The following is a 19814-nucleotide window of genomic DNA, read 5'->3' on the forward strand; positions in this document are numbered from 1 at the left end:
TATGGCAAATAACGATCAAAAGCGCGACGAAGGCTACATCGAGAAGCTGGTTCAAGTTAACCGCGTAGCCAAAACCGTAAAAGGCGGCCGTATCTTCACCTTCACCGCGCTGACCGTGGTAGGTGATGGCAAGGGTCGTGTTGGCTTTGGCCGTGGCAAATCGCGCGAAGTACCAGCCGCGATCCAGAAAGCCATGGAAGCTGCTCGCCGCAACATGATTCAGGTCGACCTGAAAGGCACCACCCTGCAGTACGCCACCAAGGCCGCCCACGGCGCCTCGAAGGTCTACATGCAGCCTGCCTCGGAAGGTACCGGTATCATCGCCGGTGGCGCAATGCGTGCCGTCCTGGAAGTCGCTGGCGTCCAGAACGTCCTGGCCAAGTGCTACGGCTCGACCAACCCGGTGAACGTGGTTCACGCCACCTTCAAGGGTCTGAAAGCCATGCAATCCCCTGAGTCCATTGCTGCCAAGCGCGGCAAGACTGTCGAGGAGATCTTCTGATCATGGCAACCGTAAAAGTAACGCTGATCAAGAGCGTCTCGGGCCGTATCCCTAACCACAAGCTGTGCGTTAAGGGTCTGGGTCTGCGTCGCATCGGTCACACTGTAGAAGTCCAGGATACTCCCGAGAACCGCGGGATGATCAACAAGGCCTACTACATGCTGAAGGTCGAGGGTTAATCGATGAAACTCAATGATCTGAGTCCAGCGCCGGGTTCCCGTCGCGAGAAGCACCGTCCGGGCCGTGGTATCGGTAGCGGTCTGGGTAAGACCGGTGGCCGCGGCCACAAAGGTCAGACCTCCCGTTCCGGTGGCTCCATCGCTCCAGGCTTCGAAGGCGGTCAACAGCCGCTGCACCGTCGCCTGCCGAAGTTCGGCTTCGTTTCCCTGAAAGCCATGGACCGCGCTGAAGTGCGTCTGTCCGAGCTGGCCAAGGTGGAAGGCGATCTGATCACCGTTCAGTCCCTCAAGGACGCCAACGTGATCGGTCAGCACGTACAGCGCGTGAAAATCATGCTGTCGGGCGAAGTCACTCGCGCAGTCACCCTCAAGGGTATCGCCGTCACCAAAGGTGCACGTGCGGCTATCGAAGCAGCTGGCGGCAAGTTCGAGGAATAAATGGCTAAGCAAGGTGCTCTCTCTTCGCTCGGTAAGGGCGGGATGTCGGAACTCTGGGCTCGTCTGCGCTTTCTGTTCATGGCGATCATCGTCTATCGGATTGGCGCGCACATCCCGGTACCAGGCATTAACCCGGACCGTCTCGCGGATCTGTTCCGGCAGAATGAGGGGACCATTCTTAGCTTGTTCAACATGTTTTCCGGCGGCGCGCTGGAGCGCATGAGCATCTTTGCATTGGGGATCATGCCGTACATCTCGGCGTCGATCATCATGCAGCTCATGACCGCTGTCAGCCCGCAGCTGGAGCAGTTGAAGAAGGAAGGTGAAGCTGGCCGTCGCAAGATCAGCCAGTACACCCGCTACGGCACCGTTATCCTGGCGCTGGTTCAAGCCATTGGCATGTCCATTGGTCTGGCCAACCAGGGCGTGGCGTTTTCTGCTGGCCTCGGCTTCCATGTCGTCGCCGTCTCGACCTTCGTGGCGGGCGCGATGTTCATGATGTGGCTGGGCGAGCAGATCACTGAGCGCGGTGTGGGCAACGGTATCTCGATGTTGATCTTCGCAGGTATCGTTGCCGGTCTTCCGAGAGCAATCGGGCAGTCTTTCGAGTCTGCGCGTACAGGCGATATCAATATCTTCGCCCTGGTCGCTATCGGTTTGCTGGCAGTAGCGATTATCGGTTTCGTGGTGTTCATTGAGCGTGGTCAGCGTCGTATCGCCGTTCACTACGCCAAGCGTCAGCAGGGCCGCAAGGTTTTCGCTGCGCAGACCAGCCACTTGCCGCTGAAGGTGAACATGGCGGGCGTAATCCCGGCCATTTTCGCGAGCAGCATCCTGCTGTTCCCGGCTTCGCTGGGTGCCTGGTTCGGTCAGTCCGAAGGTATGGGCTGGCTGCAGGACATCTCGCAGTCGATCGCTCCTGGTCAGCCGTTGAACATTCTGCTGTTTAGTGCAGGGATCATTTTCTTCTGCTTCTTCTACACAGCGTTGATGTTCAACCCGAAAGACGTAGCGGAAAACCTGAAGAAGTCCGGTGCCTTTATTCCGGGTATCCGTCCTGGTGAGCAGTCGGCGCGCTACATTGATGGCGTTCTGACTCGTCTGACCATGTTCGGTGCTCTTTACATGATGGCCGTCTGCCTTCTGCCCCAGTTCCTGGTGGTGGCAGCAAACGTGCCGTTCTACCTTGGCGGGACCTCGTTGCTGATTGTGGTAGTGGTTGTGATGGACTTCATGTCCCAAGTACAATCGCACCTCGTTTCGCACCAGTACGAATCCCTGATGAAGAAAGCCAACCTGAAAGGCTACGGCGGCAGCGGCTTGCTGCGCTGATAGACCTCCTAAGGTTCGAGGAGTCGGTAATGAAAGTTCGTGCATCGGTGAAAAAGCTGTGCCGCAACTGCAAGATCATTCGTCGCGAAGGCGTCGTTCGCGTGATCTGCAGCGCGGAACCGCGTCACAAGCAGCGCCAAGGCTGAGTGTGATCCGCGTTTCAAACCCAGCAGCTAGTGTGCTGCTGGGTTGATTATTCGTTTCTACAGCGATATTATCTCGCGCCCTATTTCTTGGCTTCCGGGGCGTAGGTAGCTGTCAATTGGAGTCCCACTGAATGGCCCGTATTGCAGGCGTCAACATTCCAGATAACAAGCATACTGTTATCTCGCTGACCTACATCTATGGTGTCGGTCGCACTACTGCACAGAAAATCTGTGCGGATGCTGGTGTAAACCCAGCCGCTAAGATCAAGGATCTGAGCGACGAGCAAATCGAAACCCTGCGTGGCGAAGTCGCGAAGTTCACCACCGAAGGTGACCTGCGTCGTGACATCAACATGAAGATCAAGCGCTTGATGGACCTGGGTTGCTACCGCGGCCTGCGTCATCGTAAAGGTCTGCCGGTTCGCGGTCAGCGCACCAAGACCAACGCACGCACCCGTAAGGGCCCGCGTAAGCCGATCCGCAAGTAATCGCCCAGGAATATAGACATGGCAAAACCTGCTGCTCGTCCTCGTAAAAAAGTCAAAAAGACAGTGGTTGATGGCATCGCCCACATCCATGCGTCTTTCAACAACACCATCGTGACCATCACCGACCGTCAGGGCAACGCACTGTCCTGGGCTACCTCCGGTGGTTCCGGTTTCCGTGGTTCGCGCAAATCCACCCCGTTCGCAGCCCAGATCGCTGCCGAGCGTGCTGGTCAAGCTGCGCTGGAATATGGTCTGAAGAACCTCGACGTCAACGTCAAGGGTCCAGGTCCAGGTCGTGAGTCCGCCGTTCGTGCACTGAACAGCTGCGGCTACAAGATCGCCAGCATCACCGACGTGACGCCAATCCCGCACAACGGGTGCCGTCCGCCGAAGAAGCGTCGCGTGTAATCAGGAGACAGATAAATGGCACGTTACATTGGTCCAAAATGCAAACTGTCTCGCCGTGAAGGCACTGACCTGTTCCTGAAGAGCGGCGTTCGCGCTCTGGAATCGAAGTGCAACATCGAAGCAGCCCCAGGTATCCACGGCCAGCGCCGTGGCCGTCAGTCCGACTACGGTACCCAGCTGCGCGAGAAACAAAAAGTCCGTCGTATCTACGGTGTACTGGAGCGTCAATTCCGCGGTTACTACCAAGCGGCAGCCTCGAAGAAAGGCGCCACCGGTGAGAACCTGCTGCAGATGCTCGAGTGCCGTCTGGACAACGTCGTTTACCGTATGGGCTTCGGTTCCACCCGTTCCGAGTCCCGTCAGCTGGTTTCGCACAAGGCGATCAGCGTTAACGGCAAGACCGTAAACATTCCATCCTACCAAGTTCGTCCGGGTGACGTGGTCGCAGTTCGCGAGAAGTCGCTGAACCAGCTGCGCATTGTTCAAGCCCTTGAACTGTGCGCGCAGCGTGGCCGCGTTGAGTGGGTTGACGTGGATGCTGCTAAGAAGTCGGGCGTTTTCAAGAACGTTCCTGCTCGTAGCGACCTGTCCGCCGACATCAACGAAAACCTGATTGTCGAGCTCTACTCCAAGTAAGGGCTAGAAAATAGGTGCATCCATGCAGATTTCGGTAAATGAGTTTCTGACACCCCGCCACATCGATGTGCAGGTTGTCAGTCCAACCCGCGCCAAGATCACGCTCGAGCCTCTCGAGCGTGGCTTCGGCCATACCCTGGGCAACGCGCTGCGCCGCATCCTGTTGTCCTCCATGCCTGGCTGTGCAGTAGTCGAGGCCGAGATCGATGGCGTACTCCACGAGTACTCCGCGATCGAAGGTGTACAGGAAGACGTCATTGAAATCCTGTTGAACCTGAAAGGCCTGGCTATCAAGCTGCACGGTCGTGACGAAGTTACGCTGACCTTGTCGAAAAAGGGTTCGGGGGTGGTTACCGCTGCCGATATTCAGCTGGATCACGATGTCGAGATCGTCAACCCCGATCACGTAATCGCGAACCTGGCGTCCAACGGCGCCCTGAACATGAAGCTCACCGTAGCTCGTGGTCGCGGTTACGAGCCGGCCGACTCCCGTCAAACCGACGAGGACGAAAGCCGCAGCATTGGCCGTCTTCAGCTGGACGCTTCGTTCAGCCCGGTGCGTCGTATCGCCTACGTGGTCGAGAACGCCCGTGTTGAACAGCGTACCAACCTGGACAAGCTGGTCATCGATCTGGAAACCAACGGCACCCTGGACCCTGAAGAGGCTATCCGCCGCGCCGCGACCATCCTGCAACAGCAGCTGGCCGCGTTCGTCGACCTCAAAGGTGACAGCGAGCCGGTCGTGGTCGAGCAGGAAGACGAGATCGATCCGATCCTGCTGCGCCCGGTTGACGACCTGGAACTGACCGTACGTTCGGCCAACTGCCTCAAGGCGGAGAACATCTACTACATCGGCGACCTGATTCAGCGTACCGAAGTAGAGCTGTTGAAGACTCCTAACCTGGGCAAGAAGTCCCTGACCGAAATCAAGGACGTCCTGGCCTCCCGTGGTCTGTCTCTCGGCATGCGCCTCGACAACTGGCCGCCTGCAAGTCTTAAGAAAGACGACAAGGCGACTGCCTGATCGTCGTAATCACCGAACGTAGTGTTTGGTAAGGAATGAATCATGCGTCATCGTAAAAGTGGACGTCACCTGAGCCGTACCAGCTCTCACCGCAAGGCTATGTTCCAGAACATGGCAGTGTCGCTGATCGAGCACGAGCTGATCAAAACCACCCTGCCGAAAGCCAAGGAACTGCGCCGCGTTGCCGAGCCGCTGATCACCCTGGCCAAGGAAGACAGCGTAGCCAACCGTCGTCTGGCCTTCGACCGTACCCGTTCGAAGTCCGCCGTTGGCAAACTGTTCAACGACCTGGGCAAGCGTTACGCCACCCGTCAGGGCGGCTACCTGCGCATCCTGAAGTGCGGTTTCCGCGCTGGCGACAACGCGCCTATGGCGTACGTCGAGCTGGTTGATCGTCCGGTCGGTGGTGCTGTAGAAGCTGCCGAGTAAGACGTTCTGTCTGCTACAAGAAACCGGGCCTAGGCCCGGTTTTTTGTTGTCTGGTGAATTGTTATTTTCTATTGATACAAGTCACTTAATGAATTTGTTCTTGTAACACTGCTCGTCAATACTCTCTCCAAGCCGATTAGCCGGCAGTTCGAGACCCGATAAGGAGAGCCCATGAGCAAGATTCTCACCACCGCCAGCGGTGCCCCCGTTGCTGACAACCAGAATTCCCGTTCCGCCGGCCCACGTGGCCCGCTGCTGCTCGACGACTTCCATCTGATCGAGAAGCTGGCCCACTTCAACCGCGAGAACATCCCTGAGCGCCGCGTACATGCCAAGGGCTCCGGCGCCTACGGTACCTTCACCGTCACCCGTGATATCAGCGGCTATACCAGTGCCAAGCTGTTCGATGCCATCGGCAAGCGCACCGAAACCTTCCTGCGCTTCTCCACGGTCGGTGGCGAGCGCGGCTCCGCCGATACCGAGCGTGATCCACGTGGCTTCGCGGTTAAGTTCTATACCGAGGAAGGCAACTGGGACATCGTCGGCAACAACACCCCGGTATTCTTCATCCGTGACCCGTTGAAGTTCCCTGACTTCATTCACACCCAGAAGCGCCACCCGCAGAGCAATCTGAAGAACGCCCAGATGATGTGGGACTTCTGGTCGCATTCTCCCGAAGCCTTGCACCAGGTCACCATCCTGTTCTCCGACCGCGGTATCCCGGACGGCTACCGACACATGCATGGTTTCGGCAGCCACACCTACAGCCTGATCAACGCCAAGGGCGAGCGCACCTGGGTCAAATGGCACTTCAAGACTCAGCAGGGCATCAAGAACCTGGCGCCGGCCGACGCCGCCCGCCTGGCCGGCACCGATCCGGACTACGCCCAGCGTGACCTGTTCGAGGCCATCGAGCGTGGCGACTTCCCGCGTTGGACCGTGTGCATCCAGGTCATGAGCGAAGCCGAAGCGGCCGCCCGGGCAGAGAACCCATTCGATGTGACCAAGACCTGGTCGCAGAAGGAATACCCGCTGATCGAAGTTGGCGTGCTGGAGCTTAACCGCAACCCACTCAATTACTTCGCCGAAGTCGAGCAGGCGGCGTTCGGCCCCAGCAACATGGTCCCGGGCGTCGGCCTGTCGCCGGATCGCATGTTGCAGGGCCGGGTCTTCGCCTATGCCGATGCGCACCGCTACCGTGTGGGTACCAATCACCAGCAGCTGCCGGTCAATGCGCCGCGCTGCCCGGTGAACAGCTACCAGCGCGATGGCTCCATGGCCACTGGCAGCTACGGCAGCGCGCCGAACTACGAGCCCAACAGCTACGCTAGCGCGGCGAAGCAGTCGCCACGCCACGCGGAGCCCGCGCTGGCCCTGAGTGGCTCGGCGGATCGCTACGATCACCGTGAGGACGACGACTACTACAGCCACGCCGGCGCGCTGTTCCGTCTGATGAGCGCCGAGCAGAAGGCACTGTTGATCGCTAACATCGCCGGAACCATGGCGGGCGTGAGCGAAGATGTGGTGCAGCGCCAGCTGCAGTACTTCTTCAAGGCTGACCCGGCCTATGGAGAAGGAGTCGCCAAGGCGTTGGGCGTGAATCTCGCCTGAGTCGAAGTGATAAGAAGAACCGCCCTCATTTGGGCGGTTTTTCAATGAATATCACTACTGTTTAACCGATTTTTTGCTTCTAATTGCGCGTTTTTCAGTGACCGCGAGCAAAACCTGGTTCACACTATGTCCCATTGACGTATTCACAGGGAGAAGCAGGGCGATGCAAGGTCACCCGGACGTAATCAACTATCTCGTCACGTTGCTCAAGGGCGAACTGGCAGCGCGCGATCAGTACTTCATTCACTCGCGGATGTACGAAGACTGGGGCCTGACCAAGCTCTACGAGCGCATCAACCACGAGATGGAGGAAGAGACCCAGCACGCCGATGCCCTGATGCGCCGCATCCTGATGCTCGAAGGCACGCCGGACATGCGCGCCGACGACCTGGAAGTGGGCAGCACCGTGCCAGAGATGATCGAGGCTGATCTCAAGCTCGAGTACAAAGTTCGCGCCGCGCTGTGCAAGGGCATCGAACTGTGCGAGCTGCACAAGGACTACATCAGCCGCGACATCCTGCGTGCGCAGTTGGCCGATACCGAAGAAGATCACACCTACTGGCTGGAGAAGCAGCAGGGGCTGATCAAGGCCATTGGCCTGGAGAACTACCTGCAGTCGCAGATGTAATTTCGCTATTGCAGATGCCCCTGTGGGAGCGGGCTCGCCCGCTCCCACAGGGTTTTTTTGTTGGGCCTGGAATCAGGCCCGGTCACGTTCCAGCAGTGGCTTGAGGTAATGCCCGGTATACGACTGCTTCTTCTCGGCCAGTTCCTCCGGCGTGCCACAGGCAATGATCTGTCCACCCTTGGAGCCGCCCTCCGGCCCCAGGTCCACCAGCCAGTCGGCGGTCTTGATCACATCCAGGTTGTGCTCGATCACCACCACGGTATTACCGTGGTCACGCAGGCGGTGCAGCACATCCAGCAGCTGCTGGATATCGGCGAAGTGCAGGCCGGTGGTCGGCTCGTCGAGGATGTACAAGGTCTTGCCGGTATCGCGCTTGGACAGCTCGCGTGACAGCTTGACCCGCTGCGCCTCGCCACCGGACAGCGTTGTCGCCGACTGCCCCAGTTTGATGTACGACAGGCCCACGTCCATCAGTGTCTGCAGCTTGCGCGCCAGGGCCGGCACCGCGTCGAAGAACTCGCGGGCATCCTCGATGGTCATTTCCAGCACCTCGTGGATGTTCTTGCCCTTGTACTTGATCTCCAGGGTTTCGCGGTTGTAGCGCTTGCTCTTGCACACGTCGCACGGCACGTAGATGTCCGGCAGGAAGTGCATCTCAACCTTGATCAGGCCGTCGCCCTGGCACGCTTCGCAGCGCCCGCCCTTGACGTTGAACGAGAAGCGCCCTGGACCATAGCCACGCGAGCGGGACTCCGGCACGCCGGCGAACAGCTCGCGGATCGGGGTGAAGATGCCGGTGTAGGTCGCCGGGTTCGAGCGCGGTGTGCGACCGATCGGGCTCTGGTCGATGTCGACCACCTTGTCCAGATGCTGCAGGCCGTCGATGCTGGTGTGGGCGGCCGGCTCCAGGCTGCTCGCGCCGTTCAGGGCGGTAGCGGCCAGCGGGAACAGGGTATTGTTGATCAGCGTCGATTTGCCCGAGCCGGACACCCCTGTCACGCAAGTGAGCAGGCCGATCGGCACTTCCAGGTCGACGTTCTGCAGGTTGTTGCCGCGCGCACCCTTGAGCTTGAGCGCGAGTTTCTTGTCGCGCGGTGTGCGTTTGGCCGGCACGACGATCTTCTTGCGCCCCGACAGGTACTTGCCGGTCAGCGAGTCGGGGTGCGCCATGACTTCCTCGGGCGAGCCCTCGGCGACGATCTGCCCGCCATGCACGCCCGCGCCGGGGCCGATGTCCACCACATAGTCGGCCAGGCGGATGGCGTCTTCGTCGTGCTCGACGACGATCACCGTGTTACCCAGGTCGCGCAGGTGGTTCAGGGTGGCCAAAAGACGGTCGTTGTCCCGCTGGTGCAGGCCGATCGACGGTTCGTCGAGGATGTACATCACCCCGACCAGGCCGGCGCCGATCTGGCTGGCCAGGCGAATGCGCTGGGCCTCGCCGCCGGACAGCGTCTCGGCGCTGCGGTCCAGGGTCAGGTAGTCGAGGCCGACGTTGACCAGGAACTGCAAGCGCTCGCAGATCTCCTTGAGGATTTTCGCGGCGATCTCACCACGACGCCCGGTCAGGGTCAGGTCGCTGAAATAGTTGCTGGCTTCGCCGATCGGCAGGTTGGTCACCGCCGGCAGGGTCTTCTCGCCGACCCAGACGTGGCGGGCCTCGCGACGCAGGCGGGTGCCGCGGCAGTCCGGGCAGGGCTGGGTGCCGAGGAACTTGGCCAGTTCTTCGCGCACGGTGGCCGACTCGGTCTCGCGGTAGCGGCGCTCGAGGTTGGGCACGATGCCCTCGAACGGGTGCGAGCGCTTGACGATGTCGCCACGGTCGTTGAGGTACTTGAAGTCGACGCTCTGCTTGCCGCTGCCTTGCAGGATCACCTTCTGGTGATCCGCCGAGAGCTGGCCGAACGGCTCCTCGAGGCTGAAGCCGTAATGCGCCGCCAATGAACCGAGCATCTGGAAGTAGTAGACGTTGCGCCGGTCCCAGCCACGGATCGCGCCTTCGGCCAGGGTCAGCTCGGCGTTGACCAGGCGCTTGGTGTCGAAGAACTGCTTTACCCCCAGGCCGTCACAGGTCGGACAGGCACCGGCCGGGTTGTTGAAGGAGAACAGCTTGGGCTCCAGCTCGCTGATCGCATGGCCGCAGACCGGGCAGGCGAAGCGCGCGGAGAAGATCATCTCTTCGCCTTCTTCACCGTCCATGGGCGCGACCAGGGCGATGCCGTCGGCCAGCTTGAGCGCGGTCTCGAACGATTCCGCCAGGCGCTGTTGCAGGTCGGCACGGACTTTGAAACGGTCCACCACCACATCGATGCTGTGCTTTTTCTGCTTGTCGAGCTTGGGCAGTTCGTCCAGCTCGTAGAGCTTGCCGTTGACCCGAGCGCGGACGAAGCCTTGGGCGCGTAGTTCGTCGAATACCGCCAGGTGCTCGCCCTTGCGCTCGCGGATCACTGGCGCCAGCAGCATCAGTTTGCTGCCTTCGGGTTTTTCCAGCACCAGGTCGACCATCTGGCTGATCGTTTGCGCCTCCAGCGGGATATCGTGGTCCGGGCAGCGCGGGGTGCCGACGCGGGCGTAGAGCAGGCGCAGGTAGTCGTAGATTTCGGTGATGGTGCCCACGGTCGAGCGCGGGTTGTGCGAGGTCGATTTCTGCTCGATGGAAATGGCCGGCGACAGCCCTTCGATGGTATCGACGTCGGGCTTTTCCATCATCGACAGGAACTGCCGGGCATAGGCCGACAGCGATTCGACATAGCGGCGCTGGCCTTCGGCGTACAGCGTGTCGAACGCCAGCGAAGACTTGCCGGAGCCGGACAGGCCGGTGATCACGATCAGCTTGTCCCGAGGCAGGGTGAGGTCGATGTTCTTCAGGTTGTGGGTGCGTGCCCCACGAATCAGGATCTTGTCCACTACGGCCTCGCTCGGCGGGCATAAACAAAGGAGTATACGGCGCGCTGCCAGTACGCGGCAAAGCGTCGCGTATATGCCGCCAAGGCGTCGGACTGATAGAATCGCCGCCGGTTCACACGAGGTTAATCCATGCACGACACCCACAACGAGCGCATGAGTGGCAGCGAAACCCGCGCCGCGAGCGGCCTGGCCCTGGTCTTTGCCTTTCGTATGCTGGGCATGTTCATGGTATTGCCGGTGCTGGCCACCTACGGCATGGACCTGGCCGGCGCAACGCCCGCGCTGATCGGCCTGGCCATCGGCGCCTACGGCCTGACCCAGGCCGTGCTGCAGATTCCGTTCGGGGTGATTTCCGATCGCATCGGCCGCCGTCCGGTGATCTACCTGGGGTTGGTGATCTTCGCCCTGGGCAGTGTGCTGGCGGCGCAGGCCGACTCCATCTGGGGGGTGATCGCGGGACGCATCCTGCAGGGCGCGGGGGCGATTTCCGCGGCGGTGATGGCGTTGTTGTCGGACCTGACCCGTGAACAGCACCGCACCAAGGCCATGGCCATGATCGGCATGAGCATCGGCCTGTCGTTCGCCGTGGCGATGGTGGTCGGTCCGTTGCTGACTCGTGCCTTTGGCCTGTCAGGATTGTTCCTCGCCACCGCGGGACTTGCCCTGGTCGGTATCGCCCTGATCGCCTTCGTCGTGCCCAACACCCACAAGACCCTGCAGCACCGCGAGTCCGGCGTCGCCCGCCAGGCCCTGGGCCCGACCCTGCGCCATCCGGACCTTCTGCGCCTGGACGTGGGCATTTTCGTCCTGCACGCCATTCTCATGGCCAGCTTCGTCGCGCTGCCCCTGGCCTTCGTCGAGCGCGGCGGCCTGCCGAAAGAGCAGCACTGGTGGGTGTACCTGACCGCGTTGCTGGTTTCATTTTTTGCAATGATCCCCTTCATCATCTACGGGGAGAAGAAGCGCAAGATGAAACGCGTCCTGCTCGGCGCGGTCAGTGTACTGCTGCTGGTGGAGGTGTTCTTCTGGCAGTGGGCTGACAACTTGCGCGGACTGGTGCTCGGCACCGTGGTATTCTTTACCGCATTCAACCTGCTGGAGGCGTCACTGCCTTCGCTGGTGAGCAAGGTGTCGCCAGCCGGTGGCAAGGGGACTGCGATGGGGGTGTATTCCACCAGTCAGTTCCTCGGCGCCGCGCTGGGAGGAATCATCGGTGGCTGGTTGTTCCAGCACGGTGGCCTGAGCACGGTGTTCCTGGGTTGCGCGGGCCTTTGCGCCCTGTGGCTGATCACTGCGTTGCGCATGAACGAGCCGCCTTACGTGACCAGCCTGCGCATGCCGCTGGCGCCAGAAGCGGTCCGGGAAGCCGGGCTGACCGAGCGCCTGATGGCCGTGCCGGGTGTGACCGACGCCGTGGTGGTGGCAGACGAAGCCGCCATCTACATCAAACTGGATACGAAAATTTTGGACCGTGCGACCCTCGAGCGTCTGGTGAATCCAGCCTCTTCGGCGTGCGAAGCCTAGGAGAACGTTATGGCCCGTGGGGTTAACAAAGTCATTCTGGTCGGCACCTGCGGTCAGGATCCCGAAGTCCGCTACCTGCCCAACGGTAACGCCGTGACCAACCTGAGCCTGGCCACCAGCGAGCAGTGGACCGACAAGCAGTCCGGCCAGAAGGTCGAGCGCACCGAGTGGCACCGCGTCTCGCTGTTCGGCAAGGTCGCCGAGATCGCCGGCGAATACCTGCGGAAAGGTTCGCAGTGCTACATCGAGGGCAAGCTGCAGACCCGCGAGTGGGAAAAGGACGGTATCAAGCGCTACACCACCGAGATCATCGTCGACATCAACGGCACCATGCAGCTGCTCGGCGGTCGTCCGCAGGGTCAGCAGCAGGGTGGCGATCCGTACAACCAGGGTGGCGGCAACTACAACCAGGGTGGTGGCCAGCAGCAGTACAACCAGCAGGCCCCACGTCAGCAGGCTCCACGCCCGCAGCAGGCCCCGCAGCGCCCGGCGCCGCAACAGCCCGCTCCGCAGCCAGCCGCTGATTTCGACAGCTTCGACGACGATATTCCGTTCTAAGCCGTACCTCAGCCTTTACGTGTAAAGCTTTCACCTGAAACCCCCGCCTTGCGGGGGTTTTTCATTTTCGAGCGGCATGCGCCTGGTTTCGTTTGTCCACTCTTCAGTTGCCCTCATGTGGGGCGTTACGCGCCCAATGTGGTCATTGGTAGCACTGCCCTCGCTGTTCTTGCCTTGATGCTGCGCTCGCGGCAGCACGCATCCTATTGATTCACTTCATATTCGAATGGCTCTGGGATTTATCTTCTCGGCTATGGCACACTTTCTGCCGTCTATTCCGTTGTTGCAAACTAACTTCCGCTATAACGGAATAGACAACTTCCAGGAGTGCCCGTCATGCAGCGTCGACTTTCCTTGTTTAGAGCGTGTGCTTTTCTCTTTGCGGCTTCAGCTGCGGTCGTGGGCATTGCCCAGGCGGCGGACAGCAAGCTCGACAGCGTGTTGAAGCGTGGCCATCTCATCGTGGGCACAGGCAGCACCAACGCGCCATGGCACTTCCAGGGCGCGGATGGCAAGTTGCAGGGTTTTGATATCGACATCGGGCGGATGGTCGCCAAGGGGTTGTTCAATGACCCGGAAAAGGTCGAGTTCGTGGTGCAGTCGTCGGACGCACGGATTCCCAACCTGTTGACCGACAAGGTCGACATGAGCTGCCAGTTCATTACCGTCACCGCCAGCCGTGCGCAGCAAGTGGCGTTCACCCTGCCGTACTACCGCGAAGGCGTTGGCCTGCTGCTGCCGGCCAACAGCAAGTACAAGGAAATCGAAGACCTGAAAGCGGCAGGTGACAGCGTCACCGTGGCCGTGCTGCAAAACGTCTACGCCGAGGAACTGGTGCACCAGGCGTTGCCCAAGGCCAAGGTCGACCAATACGACAGCGTTGACCTGATGTACCAGGCCGTGAACTCCGGTCGGGCCGACACGGCCGCCACAGACCAGTCTTCGGTCAAGTACCTGATGGTGCAGAATCCCGGTCGTTATCGCAGCCCGGCCTATGCCTGGAGCCCGCAAACCTACGCCTGTGCAGTCAAACGCGGCGACCAGGACTGGCTGAATTTCGTCAATACCGTCTTGCACCAAGCCATGACCGGCGTTGAGTTCCCGACCTACGCGGCGTCGTTCAAGCAATGGTTTGGTGTCGAGCTGCCTACCCCGGCCATTGGTTTCCCCGTCGAATTCAAATGACTCCGCAAGAGCGGGGCGCCTCTAGCGTTCCCCGCTCAAGGTACTGCTGACCATGAACTATCAGTTGAACTTTGCCGCCGTGTGGCGTGATTTCGACACCTTGCTGGCGGGGCTCGGACTGGGGCTCGAGCTGGCGCTGGTGTCGATCGCCATCGGTTGCGTGATCGGCCTGTTGATGGCGTTTGCCTTGCTCTCGAAGCAACGAGCATTGCGGGTGCTGGCATCGCTGTACGTGACGGTGATCCGCAACACGCCGATTCTTGTGTTGATCCTGTTGATCTACTTTGCGCTACCAGGCCTGGGGATCCGCCTGGACAAGATTCCCTCGTTCATCATCACCCTGTCGCTGTATGCCGGGGCGTATCTGACCGAAGTGTTCCGTGGCGGTTTGCTGAGCATTCCCAAGGGCCTGCGCGAGGCGGGGTTGGCCATTGGCCTCGGCGAGTGGCAGATCAAGGTGTACATCACGGTGCCGGTGATGTTGCGCAATGTGCTGCCCGCCTTGTCGAACAACTTCATTTCGCTGTTCAAGGACACCTCGCTGGCGGCGGCGATTGCCGTGCCGGAGCTGACCTATTACGCGCGCAAGATCAATGTCGAGAGCTACCGGGTGATTGAAACCTGGCTGGTGACCACAGCGCTCTATGTCGCGGCCTGCTACCTCATCGCCCTGCTGCTGCGTTACCTCGAGCAGCGTCTGGCGATTCGCCGATAGGAGGGTGCTCATGTACGAGTCCCCAAGCTGGTTGCATGAATTGTGGAGCGCCCGCGAAGCCCTGTGGTCAGGCTTTCTGACCAGTGTGCAGTGCTCCGTCCTGGCGATTTTGCTCGGCACCTTGATCGGTGTCGTTGCCGGGCTGGTGCTGACCTACGGCAGGTTCTGGGCGCGCGCGCCGTTTCGTTTCTACGTCGACCTGATTCGTGGCACGCCCGTGTTCGTGCTGGTGCTGGCCTGTTTCTACATGGCGCCGGCGCTGGGCTGGCAGATCAATGCGTTCCAGGCCGGGGTGCTGGGGCTGACACTGTTCTGCGGCTCTCACGTCGCCGAGATCGTGCGGGGTGCGTTGCAAGCGCTGCCGCGTGGACAGATGGAAGCGAGCAAGGCCATCGGCCTGACGTTCTATCAGGCGCTGGGCTATGTGTTGTTGCCCCAGGCCTTGCGGCAGATGTTGCCGACCTGGGTCAATTCCTCGACCGAAATCGTCAAGGCCTCGACCTTGCTCTCGGTGATCGGTGTGGCCGAGTTGCTGCTGAGTACCCAGCAGATCATTGCCCGGACGTTCATGACCCTGGAGTTCTACCTGTTCGCCGGTTTTCTCTTTTTCATCATCAACTACGCCATCGAATTACTCGGCCGGCATATTGAAAAGCGGGTGGCCTTGCCATGACTCACGTTGCAGCTTCTACCCAGAACACCAACCAGGCCCTGCTGGAGATTCGCGGCCTGCACAAACAGTACGGTCCGCTCGAAGTGCTCAAAGGCGTCGACCTGACGATGCAGCGCGGCAACGTGGTCACGCTGATTGGCTCCAGCGGTTCGGGCAAGACCACGCTGTTGCGTTGCGTGAACATGCTCGAAGAGTTCCAGGGTGGGCGCATCCTGCTCGAGGGTGAGTCCATCGGATACCACGAGGTCAACGGCAAGCGTGTGCGCCACTCGGAAAACGTCATCGCCCGACATCGGGCCATGACCGGCATGGCGTTCCAGCAGTTCAACCTGTTTCCACACCTGACTGCTTTGCAGAACGTGACCCTGGGTCTGCTCAAGGTTAAAAAACTGCACAAGGACGAAGCGGTGGTGCTGGCGGAAAAATGGCTGGAGCGCGTGGGCCTGCTGGCGCGCCGTGACCATTTTCCCGGTCAGCTTTCTGGCGGGCAGCAACAGCGCGTGGCGATTGCCCGGGCGATTGCGATGAAGCCGAGCCTGATGCTGTTCGATGAAGTCACCTCGGCCCTCGACCCGGAGCTGGTGGGCGAAGTATTGAGCGTCATCAAGGGGCTGGCCGAGGACGGCATGACCATGTTGCTGGTGACCCACGAGATGCGCTTTGCCTTTGAAGTCTCGGACACGATCGTTTTCATGAACCAAGGGCGTATCGAGGAGCAGGGGGCTCCCAAGGACCTTTTCGAGCGCCCGCAGTCTCCGCGCTTGGCGGAATTTCTCAAAAGCACCCGCTTTTAACAGTCAATTTGCAACCAGGAGAAACACCCATGAGCATTACTCGTTACGGCACGGGCAGCACCGCTGGTGGCGGCCAGCCCCGTCCTTTCGCCCGCGCTGTCGAAGCCGATGGCTGGCTGCACGTGTCAGGTCAGGTGCCTGCGGTGGATGGCGAAATCATCGTCGGCGGCATCGTCGAGCAGACCCACCAGACCATGCGCAACTTGATCGCCATCCTCGAAGAAGCCGGCTATGGCCTCGAAGACGTGGTGCGCGCTGGCGTATGGCTGGAAGATCCACGGGATTTCTGGAGCTTCAACAAAGTCTTCTCCGAATACTTCAAACCCGAGCACGCACCGGCCCGGGCCTGTGTGCAGGCGAGCATGATGGTCGACTGCAAGGTCGAGATCGATTGCATCGCCTACAAGAAAAAGGGCTGACGCTCGGTGGCACTTGTAGGCGTTGTCGAAGGCTGCAATCTTTTGCCGATCTCAAGCATGCGCAACCTGCGTCGGCGCCTACGAACGAATTAGCAAGGGAACCCACTGAAATGACCGATGACACTATCAAGCGCCGGGCTCGTGGCTTGGACCGGGCGTTCGATATCCTCGACTACCTCAAGGAAGTCGGCCAGCCTCTGCGGCCGAACGATATCGCCCATGGTATCGGCAGCCCGAAATCCACGGTCTACGAACTGGTCGCGTCGTTGCTGGAACGTCGGATCCTGGAGCAGGTGGGCAAGGACGGTCATGTCTACCTCGGCCGTCAGCTGTATTTTCTCGGGCAGGCCCACCTGCGGCATTTCGACCTGACGCGCGAGGCCGATCACGCCCTGCAGGAAATCGTCAGCCAGACCCGCGAAACCGCACAGATGTGCCTGCTCAACGGGCGCAAGTACACCGTTGCGCTGATGCGTGAAGGGGAGCGGCATTTCCGCATTTCCTCGGACATCGGCGAAGACGCCCCCATCCCCTGGACCGCCTCCGGGCGCCTGTTGCTGGCGCACCTGAGCGACCAGGCGATCGTCGAACTGATCGATCACGATGACTTCATCCTGCCCGATGGCGAACGCCTGCCGCTGGAGCAATTCCTCAAGGAGATCCGCCAGGCCGGCATCGATGGCTTCTTTTCCTTCGACAGCGTCGCCGACACTTTTACCCATTGCTTTGCCGCGCCAGTCAAAGACCGTGACGGCGTGGCCATCGCGACCCTGTGCATCGTCGCCCCGCGGGCCGATGCCAAGAACAACTACAACGACTATCGCCGGGTGTTGATCGAAAGCGCCAACAACCTGGCCCGTCGCATCAATGAATGACCGTGGCCGTTCGCGGCTGTGCGTGAGGAGTGAGAGCATGTCTTCTGCCTTGAACATCGCCGCCGTGGAAAAGGGCATCGGCCAGCCCGGCGCCAGCCTGGTGCGCGACGTCAGCCTGCCGGCGCTGGTGCTGCACCGCGAAGCGCTGGAGCACAATATTCGCTGGATGCAGTCGTTCGTCAGCGACAGCGGCGCGGAACTGGCGCCGCATGGCAAAACCAGCATGATCCCGGCGTTGTTCCGTCGCCAACTGGACGCCGGGGCCTGGGGCATCACCCTGGCCACCGCGGTGCAGACCCGCGCCGCCTATGCCCATGGCGTGCGCCGGGTGTTGATGGCCAACCAATTGGTGGGGGCGCCGAACATGGCGCTGATCGCCGAGTTGCTGGCCGACCCGGCATTCGACTTCCACTGCATGGTCGACCACCCGGACAACGTCGCCGACCTAGGGGCGTTCTTCGCCGCACGCGGCCTGCGCTTGAACGTCATGATCGAGTACGGCGTGGTCGGTGGCCGTTGTGGTTGCCGCAGCGAGGCCGAAGTGCTGGCGCTGGCCGAGGCGATCAAGGCGCAGCCGGCCCTGGCCTTGACCGGCATCGAAGGCTACGAAGGGGTGATTCACGGCGACCACGCGGTCAGCGGGATTCGCGCGTTCGCCGCGTCGCTGGTGCAGTTGGCCGTGCAGTTGCAAGACAGCGCGGCTTTCGCCCTCGACCAACCGATCATCACCGCCTCGGGGTCGGCCTGGTATGACCTGATCGCCGAGTCCTTCGAAGCGCAGAACGCCACCGGGCGTTTCCTCAGTGTGCTGCGCCCCGGCAGTTACGTGGCGCACGACCACGGCATCTACAAGCAAGCGCAATGCTGTGTGCTCGACCGTCGCAGCGATCTGCACGAGGGCCTGCGCCCGGCGTTGGAGGTCTGGGCCCATGTGCAGTCGTTGCCGGAGCCGGGCTTCGCGGTGATCGCCCTGGGCAAGCGCGACGTGGCGTATGACGCCGGGCTGCCGATGCCATTGCTGCGCTACCGGGCCGGTGTGGTACCGGCGGTCGGCGACGATGTCAGTGCCTGCACGGTAACGGCCGTGATGGATCAGCACGCGTTCATGACGGTAGCCCCCGAGGTTCAATTGCGGGTTGGCGACATCATCTCGTTCGGCACCTCTCACCCGTGCCTGACCTTCGACAAATGGCGCACCGGTTGCCTGGTGGACGAGCAGTTGAACGTCATCGAAAGCCTGGAAACCTGCTTCTAAGGTTAGCGGCCGCAGCACGGCTGCCACGCGGGCGTAATGCTCGCGCGCGGCGGCAGCCTGTCCATCCCCGAAACAGCAGAACGATCGAGAACCCACAACCATGAATAGGATCAGCAGGCTCGGCTCCGGTACCTCGCGCATCGCGTTGATCGGCGAGTGCATGATCGAGCTGCAGCAGCGCGCTGACGGCAGCCTGCAGCAGGGCTTTGGCGGCGATACCCTGAACACGGCCGTCTATCTGTCGCGGGAAATGGGTGATGGCGCCCGCGTGGATTACGTCACCGCGCTGGGCGATGACAGTTTCAGCGATGCCATGTGCCAGCGCTGGTCCGACGAAGGCATTGGCCTGGGCATGGTCCAGCGTTTACCGGGGCGTTTGCCCGGTTTGTACTGCATCCAGACCGATGCCTCGGGGGAGCGTCGTTTTCTCTATTGGCGCAACGAAGCCGCCGTGCGCGATTGCTTCACCACGCCGGCGGCGGCCCCGATTCTGGCGGCGCTGGTGGCTTACGATGTGCTGTACTTCAGCGGTATTACCCTGGCGGTGCTGGGTGAGGAGGGGCGCGAGAAACTCCTTGAAACGCTGATAGAGGCTCGCCAGCGGGGCGCGCGGGTGGTCTTCGACAACAACTACCGGCCGCGGTTGTGGAGCACGGTGGAGCAGGCACAGGTGGCGTACCGCGAGGTGCTGCCCTATGTCGACCTGGCGCTATTGACGGTGGACGATGAGCAGGCCCTGTTTGGGTTTGCCGATTGCCCAGCGGTGTTCGCGGCCTACGCGCAAATCGGCACGCCTGAAGTGGTCCTCAAGCGCGGCGCCGAGCCCTGCCTGATTCGCTGTGACGAGGCCTCGTTCGAGGTTCCGGCGCAGCGCGTCGAGCGGGTGGTGGACACCACGGCGGCCGGGGATTCGTTCAGTGCGGCGTATCTGGCCAGTCGGCTGCGTGGCGCCAGCCCGGCAGAGGCCGCAGCGGCAGGGCATTGCTTGGCGAGCCGGGTGATCCAGCAGCCGGGGGCCCTGATTCCCCGAAGCTGAATGGCCGCCGCGTGTCGATCGCGTCTGGAACCTCACCGTTCACACTCAGGTA

Annotated in this window: 23 protein-coding genes; 22 read left to right on the top strand and 1 reads right to left on the bottom strand. The window is 61.1% G+C overall.

The window, feature by feature from the left end:
- Nucleotide 1 precedes the first annotated feature (1 nt).
- The 12 genes from rpsE (at nucleotide 2) to bfr (ending at nucleotide 7821) form a co-directional block, all read left to right on the top strand.
- Nucleotides 2-502 carry a 30S ribosomal protein S5 gene (gene rpsE, locus ACYUME_RS02780; protein WP_011531894.1) on the top strand — a complete coding sequence of 167 codons (501 nt, stop codon included), beginning with the start codon at nucleotides 2-4 and terminating at the stop codon, nucleotides 500-502.
- 2 nt (nucleotides 503-504) lie between these two features.
- A complete protein-coding gene (rpmD, locus tag ACYUME_RS02785; RefSeq protein ID WP_011531895.1) occupies nucleotides 505-681 on the top strand; it encodes a 50S ribosomal protein L30 in 177 nt (58 codons plus the stop codon).
- Nucleotides 682-684: 3 nt separating this feature from the next.
- The gene (gene rplO / locus ACYUME_RS02790; protein ID WP_011531896.1) at nucleotides 685-1119 is read left to right on the top strand and encodes a 50S ribosomal protein L15; all 435 of its coding nucleotides are present in this window, start codon (nucleotides 685-687) and stop codon (nucleotides 1117-1119) included.
- Entirely contained in the window at nucleotides 1120-2451 is a 1332-nt protein-coding gene (secY, locus tag ACYUME_RS02795) for a preprotein translocase subunit SecY (protein WP_003255459.1), read from the top strand.
- Between the two features lie 29 nt (nucleotides 2452-2480).
- Nucleotides 2481-2597 carry a 50S ribosomal protein L36 gene (rpmJ, locus tag ACYUME_RS02800; RefSeq protein ID WP_002555468.1) on the top strand — a complete coding sequence of 39 codons (117 nt, stop codon included), beginning with the start codon at nucleotides 2481-2483 and terminating at the stop codon, nucleotides 2595-2597.
- A gap of 131 nt (nucleotides 2598-2728) precedes the next feature.
- Nucleotides 2729-3085, top strand: coding sequence for a 30S ribosomal protein S13 (rpsM, locus tag ACYUME_RS02805; RefSeq protein ID WP_003255457.1), 357 nt, complete (start codon nucleotides 2729-2731; stop codon nucleotides 3083-3085).
- An 18-nt stretch (nucleotides 3086-3103) separates the two neighbouring features.
- Entirely contained in the window at nucleotides 3104-3493 is a 390-nt protein-coding gene (rpsK, locus tag ACYUME_RS02810) for a 30S ribosomal protein S11 (RefSeq protein ID WP_003255454.1), read from the top strand.
- A gap of 15 nt (nucleotides 3494-3508) precedes the next feature.
- Nucleotides 3509-4129 (top strand): 30S ribosomal protein S4, encoded by a 621-nt coding sequence (gene rpsD, locus ACYUME_RS02815; RefSeq protein WP_134693401.1) that lies wholly within the window; start codon nucleotides 3509-3511, stop codon nucleotides 4127-4129.
- Nucleotides 4130-4151: 22 nt separating this feature from the next.
- Entirely contained in the window at nucleotides 4152-5153 is a 1002-nt protein-coding gene (locus ACYUME_RS02820) for a DNA-directed RNA polymerase subunit alpha (protein WP_003255452.1), read from the top strand.
- A 42-nt stretch (nucleotides 5154-5195) separates the two neighbouring features.
- Nucleotides 5196-5582: a 50S ribosomal protein L17 gene (rplQ, locus tag ACYUME_RS02825; RefSeq protein WP_003255451.1), complete on the top strand. Its 387-nt coding sequence runs from the start codon at nucleotides 5196-5198 to the stop codon at nucleotides 5580-5582.
- Nucleotides 5583-5753: 171 nt separating this feature from the next.
- Complete coding sequence (locus ACYUME_RS02830; protein WP_460417997.1) at nucleotides 5754-7193, top strand: catalase; 1440 nt, start codon at nucleotides 5754-5756, stop codon at nucleotides 7191-7193.
- A gap of 163 nt (nucleotides 7194-7356) precedes the next feature.
- Nucleotides 7357-7821, top strand: a complete 465-nt coding sequence (gene bfr / locus ACYUME_RS02835) for a bacterioferritin (protein WP_028690240.1) — start codon at nucleotides 7357-7359, stop codon at nucleotides 7819-7821.
- A 72-nt stretch (nucleotides 7822-7893) separates the two neighbouring features.
- Here the strand turns inward: bfr and uvrA are convergent, their stop codons facing one another.
- Complete coding sequence (gene uvrA, locus ACYUME_RS02840) at nucleotides 7894-10728, bottom strand: excinuclease ABC subunit UvrA (protein ID WP_279882980.1); 2835 nt, start codon at nucleotides 10726-10728, stop codon at nucleotides 7894-7896.
- Between the two features lie 129 nt (nucleotides 10729-10857).
- Between uvrA and ACYUME_RS02845 the strand changes: the two genes are divergently transcribed.
- The 10 genes from ACYUME_RS02845 (at nucleotide 10858) to kdgK (ending at nucleotide 19762) form a co-directional block, all read left to right on the top strand.
- Entirely contained in the window at nucleotides 10858-12252 is a 1395-nt protein-coding gene (locus tag ACYUME_RS02845; protein WP_460417998.1) for an MFS transporter, read from the top strand.
- A gap of 9 nt (nucleotides 12253-12261) precedes the next feature.
- Nucleotides 12262-12810 (top strand): single-stranded DNA-binding protein, encoded by a 549-nt coding sequence (locus ACYUME_RS02850; protein ID WP_279882984.1) that lies wholly within the window; start codon nucleotides 12262-12264, stop codon nucleotides 12808-12810.
- 336 nt (nucleotides 12811-13146) lie between these two features.
- Nucleotides 13147-13995 (top strand): transporter substrate-binding domain-containing protein, encoded by an 849-nt coding sequence (locus ACYUME_RS02855; protein WP_460417999.1) that lies wholly within the window; start codon nucleotides 13147-13149, stop codon nucleotides 13993-13995.
- A gap of 52 nt (nucleotides 13996-14047) precedes the next feature.
- Nucleotides 14048-14710: an amino acid ABC transporter permease gene (locus ACYUME_RS02860; protein ID WP_460418000.1), complete on the top strand. Its 663-nt coding sequence runs from the start codon at nucleotides 14048-14050 to the stop codon at nucleotides 14708-14710.
- A 10-nt stretch (nucleotides 14711-14720) separates the two neighbouring features.
- The gene (locus ACYUME_RS02865) at nucleotides 14721-15383 is read left to right on the top strand and encodes an amino acid ABC transporter permease (RefSeq protein ID WP_460418001.1); all 663 of its coding nucleotides are present in this window, start codon (nucleotides 14721-14723) and stop codon (nucleotides 15381-15383) included.
- Nucleotides 15380-16177 carry an amino acid ABC transporter ATP-binding protein gene (locus ACYUME_RS02870; RefSeq protein ID WP_460418002.1) on the top strand — a complete coding sequence of 266 codons (798 nt, stop codon included), beginning with the start codon at nucleotides 15380-15382 and terminating at the stop codon, nucleotides 16175-16177. Before ACYUME_RS02865 ends, ACYUME_RS02870 begins: the two co-directional genes overlap by 4 nt.
- Before the next feature lie 29 nt (nucleotides 16178-16206).
- On the top strand, nucleotides 16207-16596 hold the full coding sequence (locus tag ACYUME_RS02875; protein WP_186709494.1) for a RidA family protein: 390 nt from the start codon (nucleotides 16207-16209) through the stop codon (nucleotides 16594-16596).
- 110 nt (nucleotides 16597-16706) lie between these two features.
- Nucleotides 16707-17471, top strand: coding sequence for an IclR family transcriptional regulator (locus ACYUME_RS02880; RefSeq protein ID WP_460418003.1), 765 nt, complete (start codon nucleotides 16707-16709; stop codon nucleotides 17469-17471).
- A 37-nt stretch (nucleotides 17472-17508) separates the two neighbouring features.
- Nucleotides 17509-18726, top strand: a complete 1218-nt coding sequence (locus ACYUME_RS02885; protein ID WP_460418004.1) for an amino acid deaminase — start codon at nucleotides 17509-17511, stop codon at nucleotides 18724-18726.
- 100 nt (nucleotides 18727-18826) lie between these two features.
- A complete protein-coding gene (gene kdgK / locus ACYUME_RS02890; protein WP_460418005.1) occupies nucleotides 18827-19762 on the top strand; it encodes a 2-dehydro-3-deoxygluconokinase in 936 nt (311 codons plus the stop codon).
- Nucleotides 19763-19814 lie beyond the last annotated feature (52 nt).

Source organism: Pseudomonas sp. microsymbiont 2, assembly GCF_054788395.1.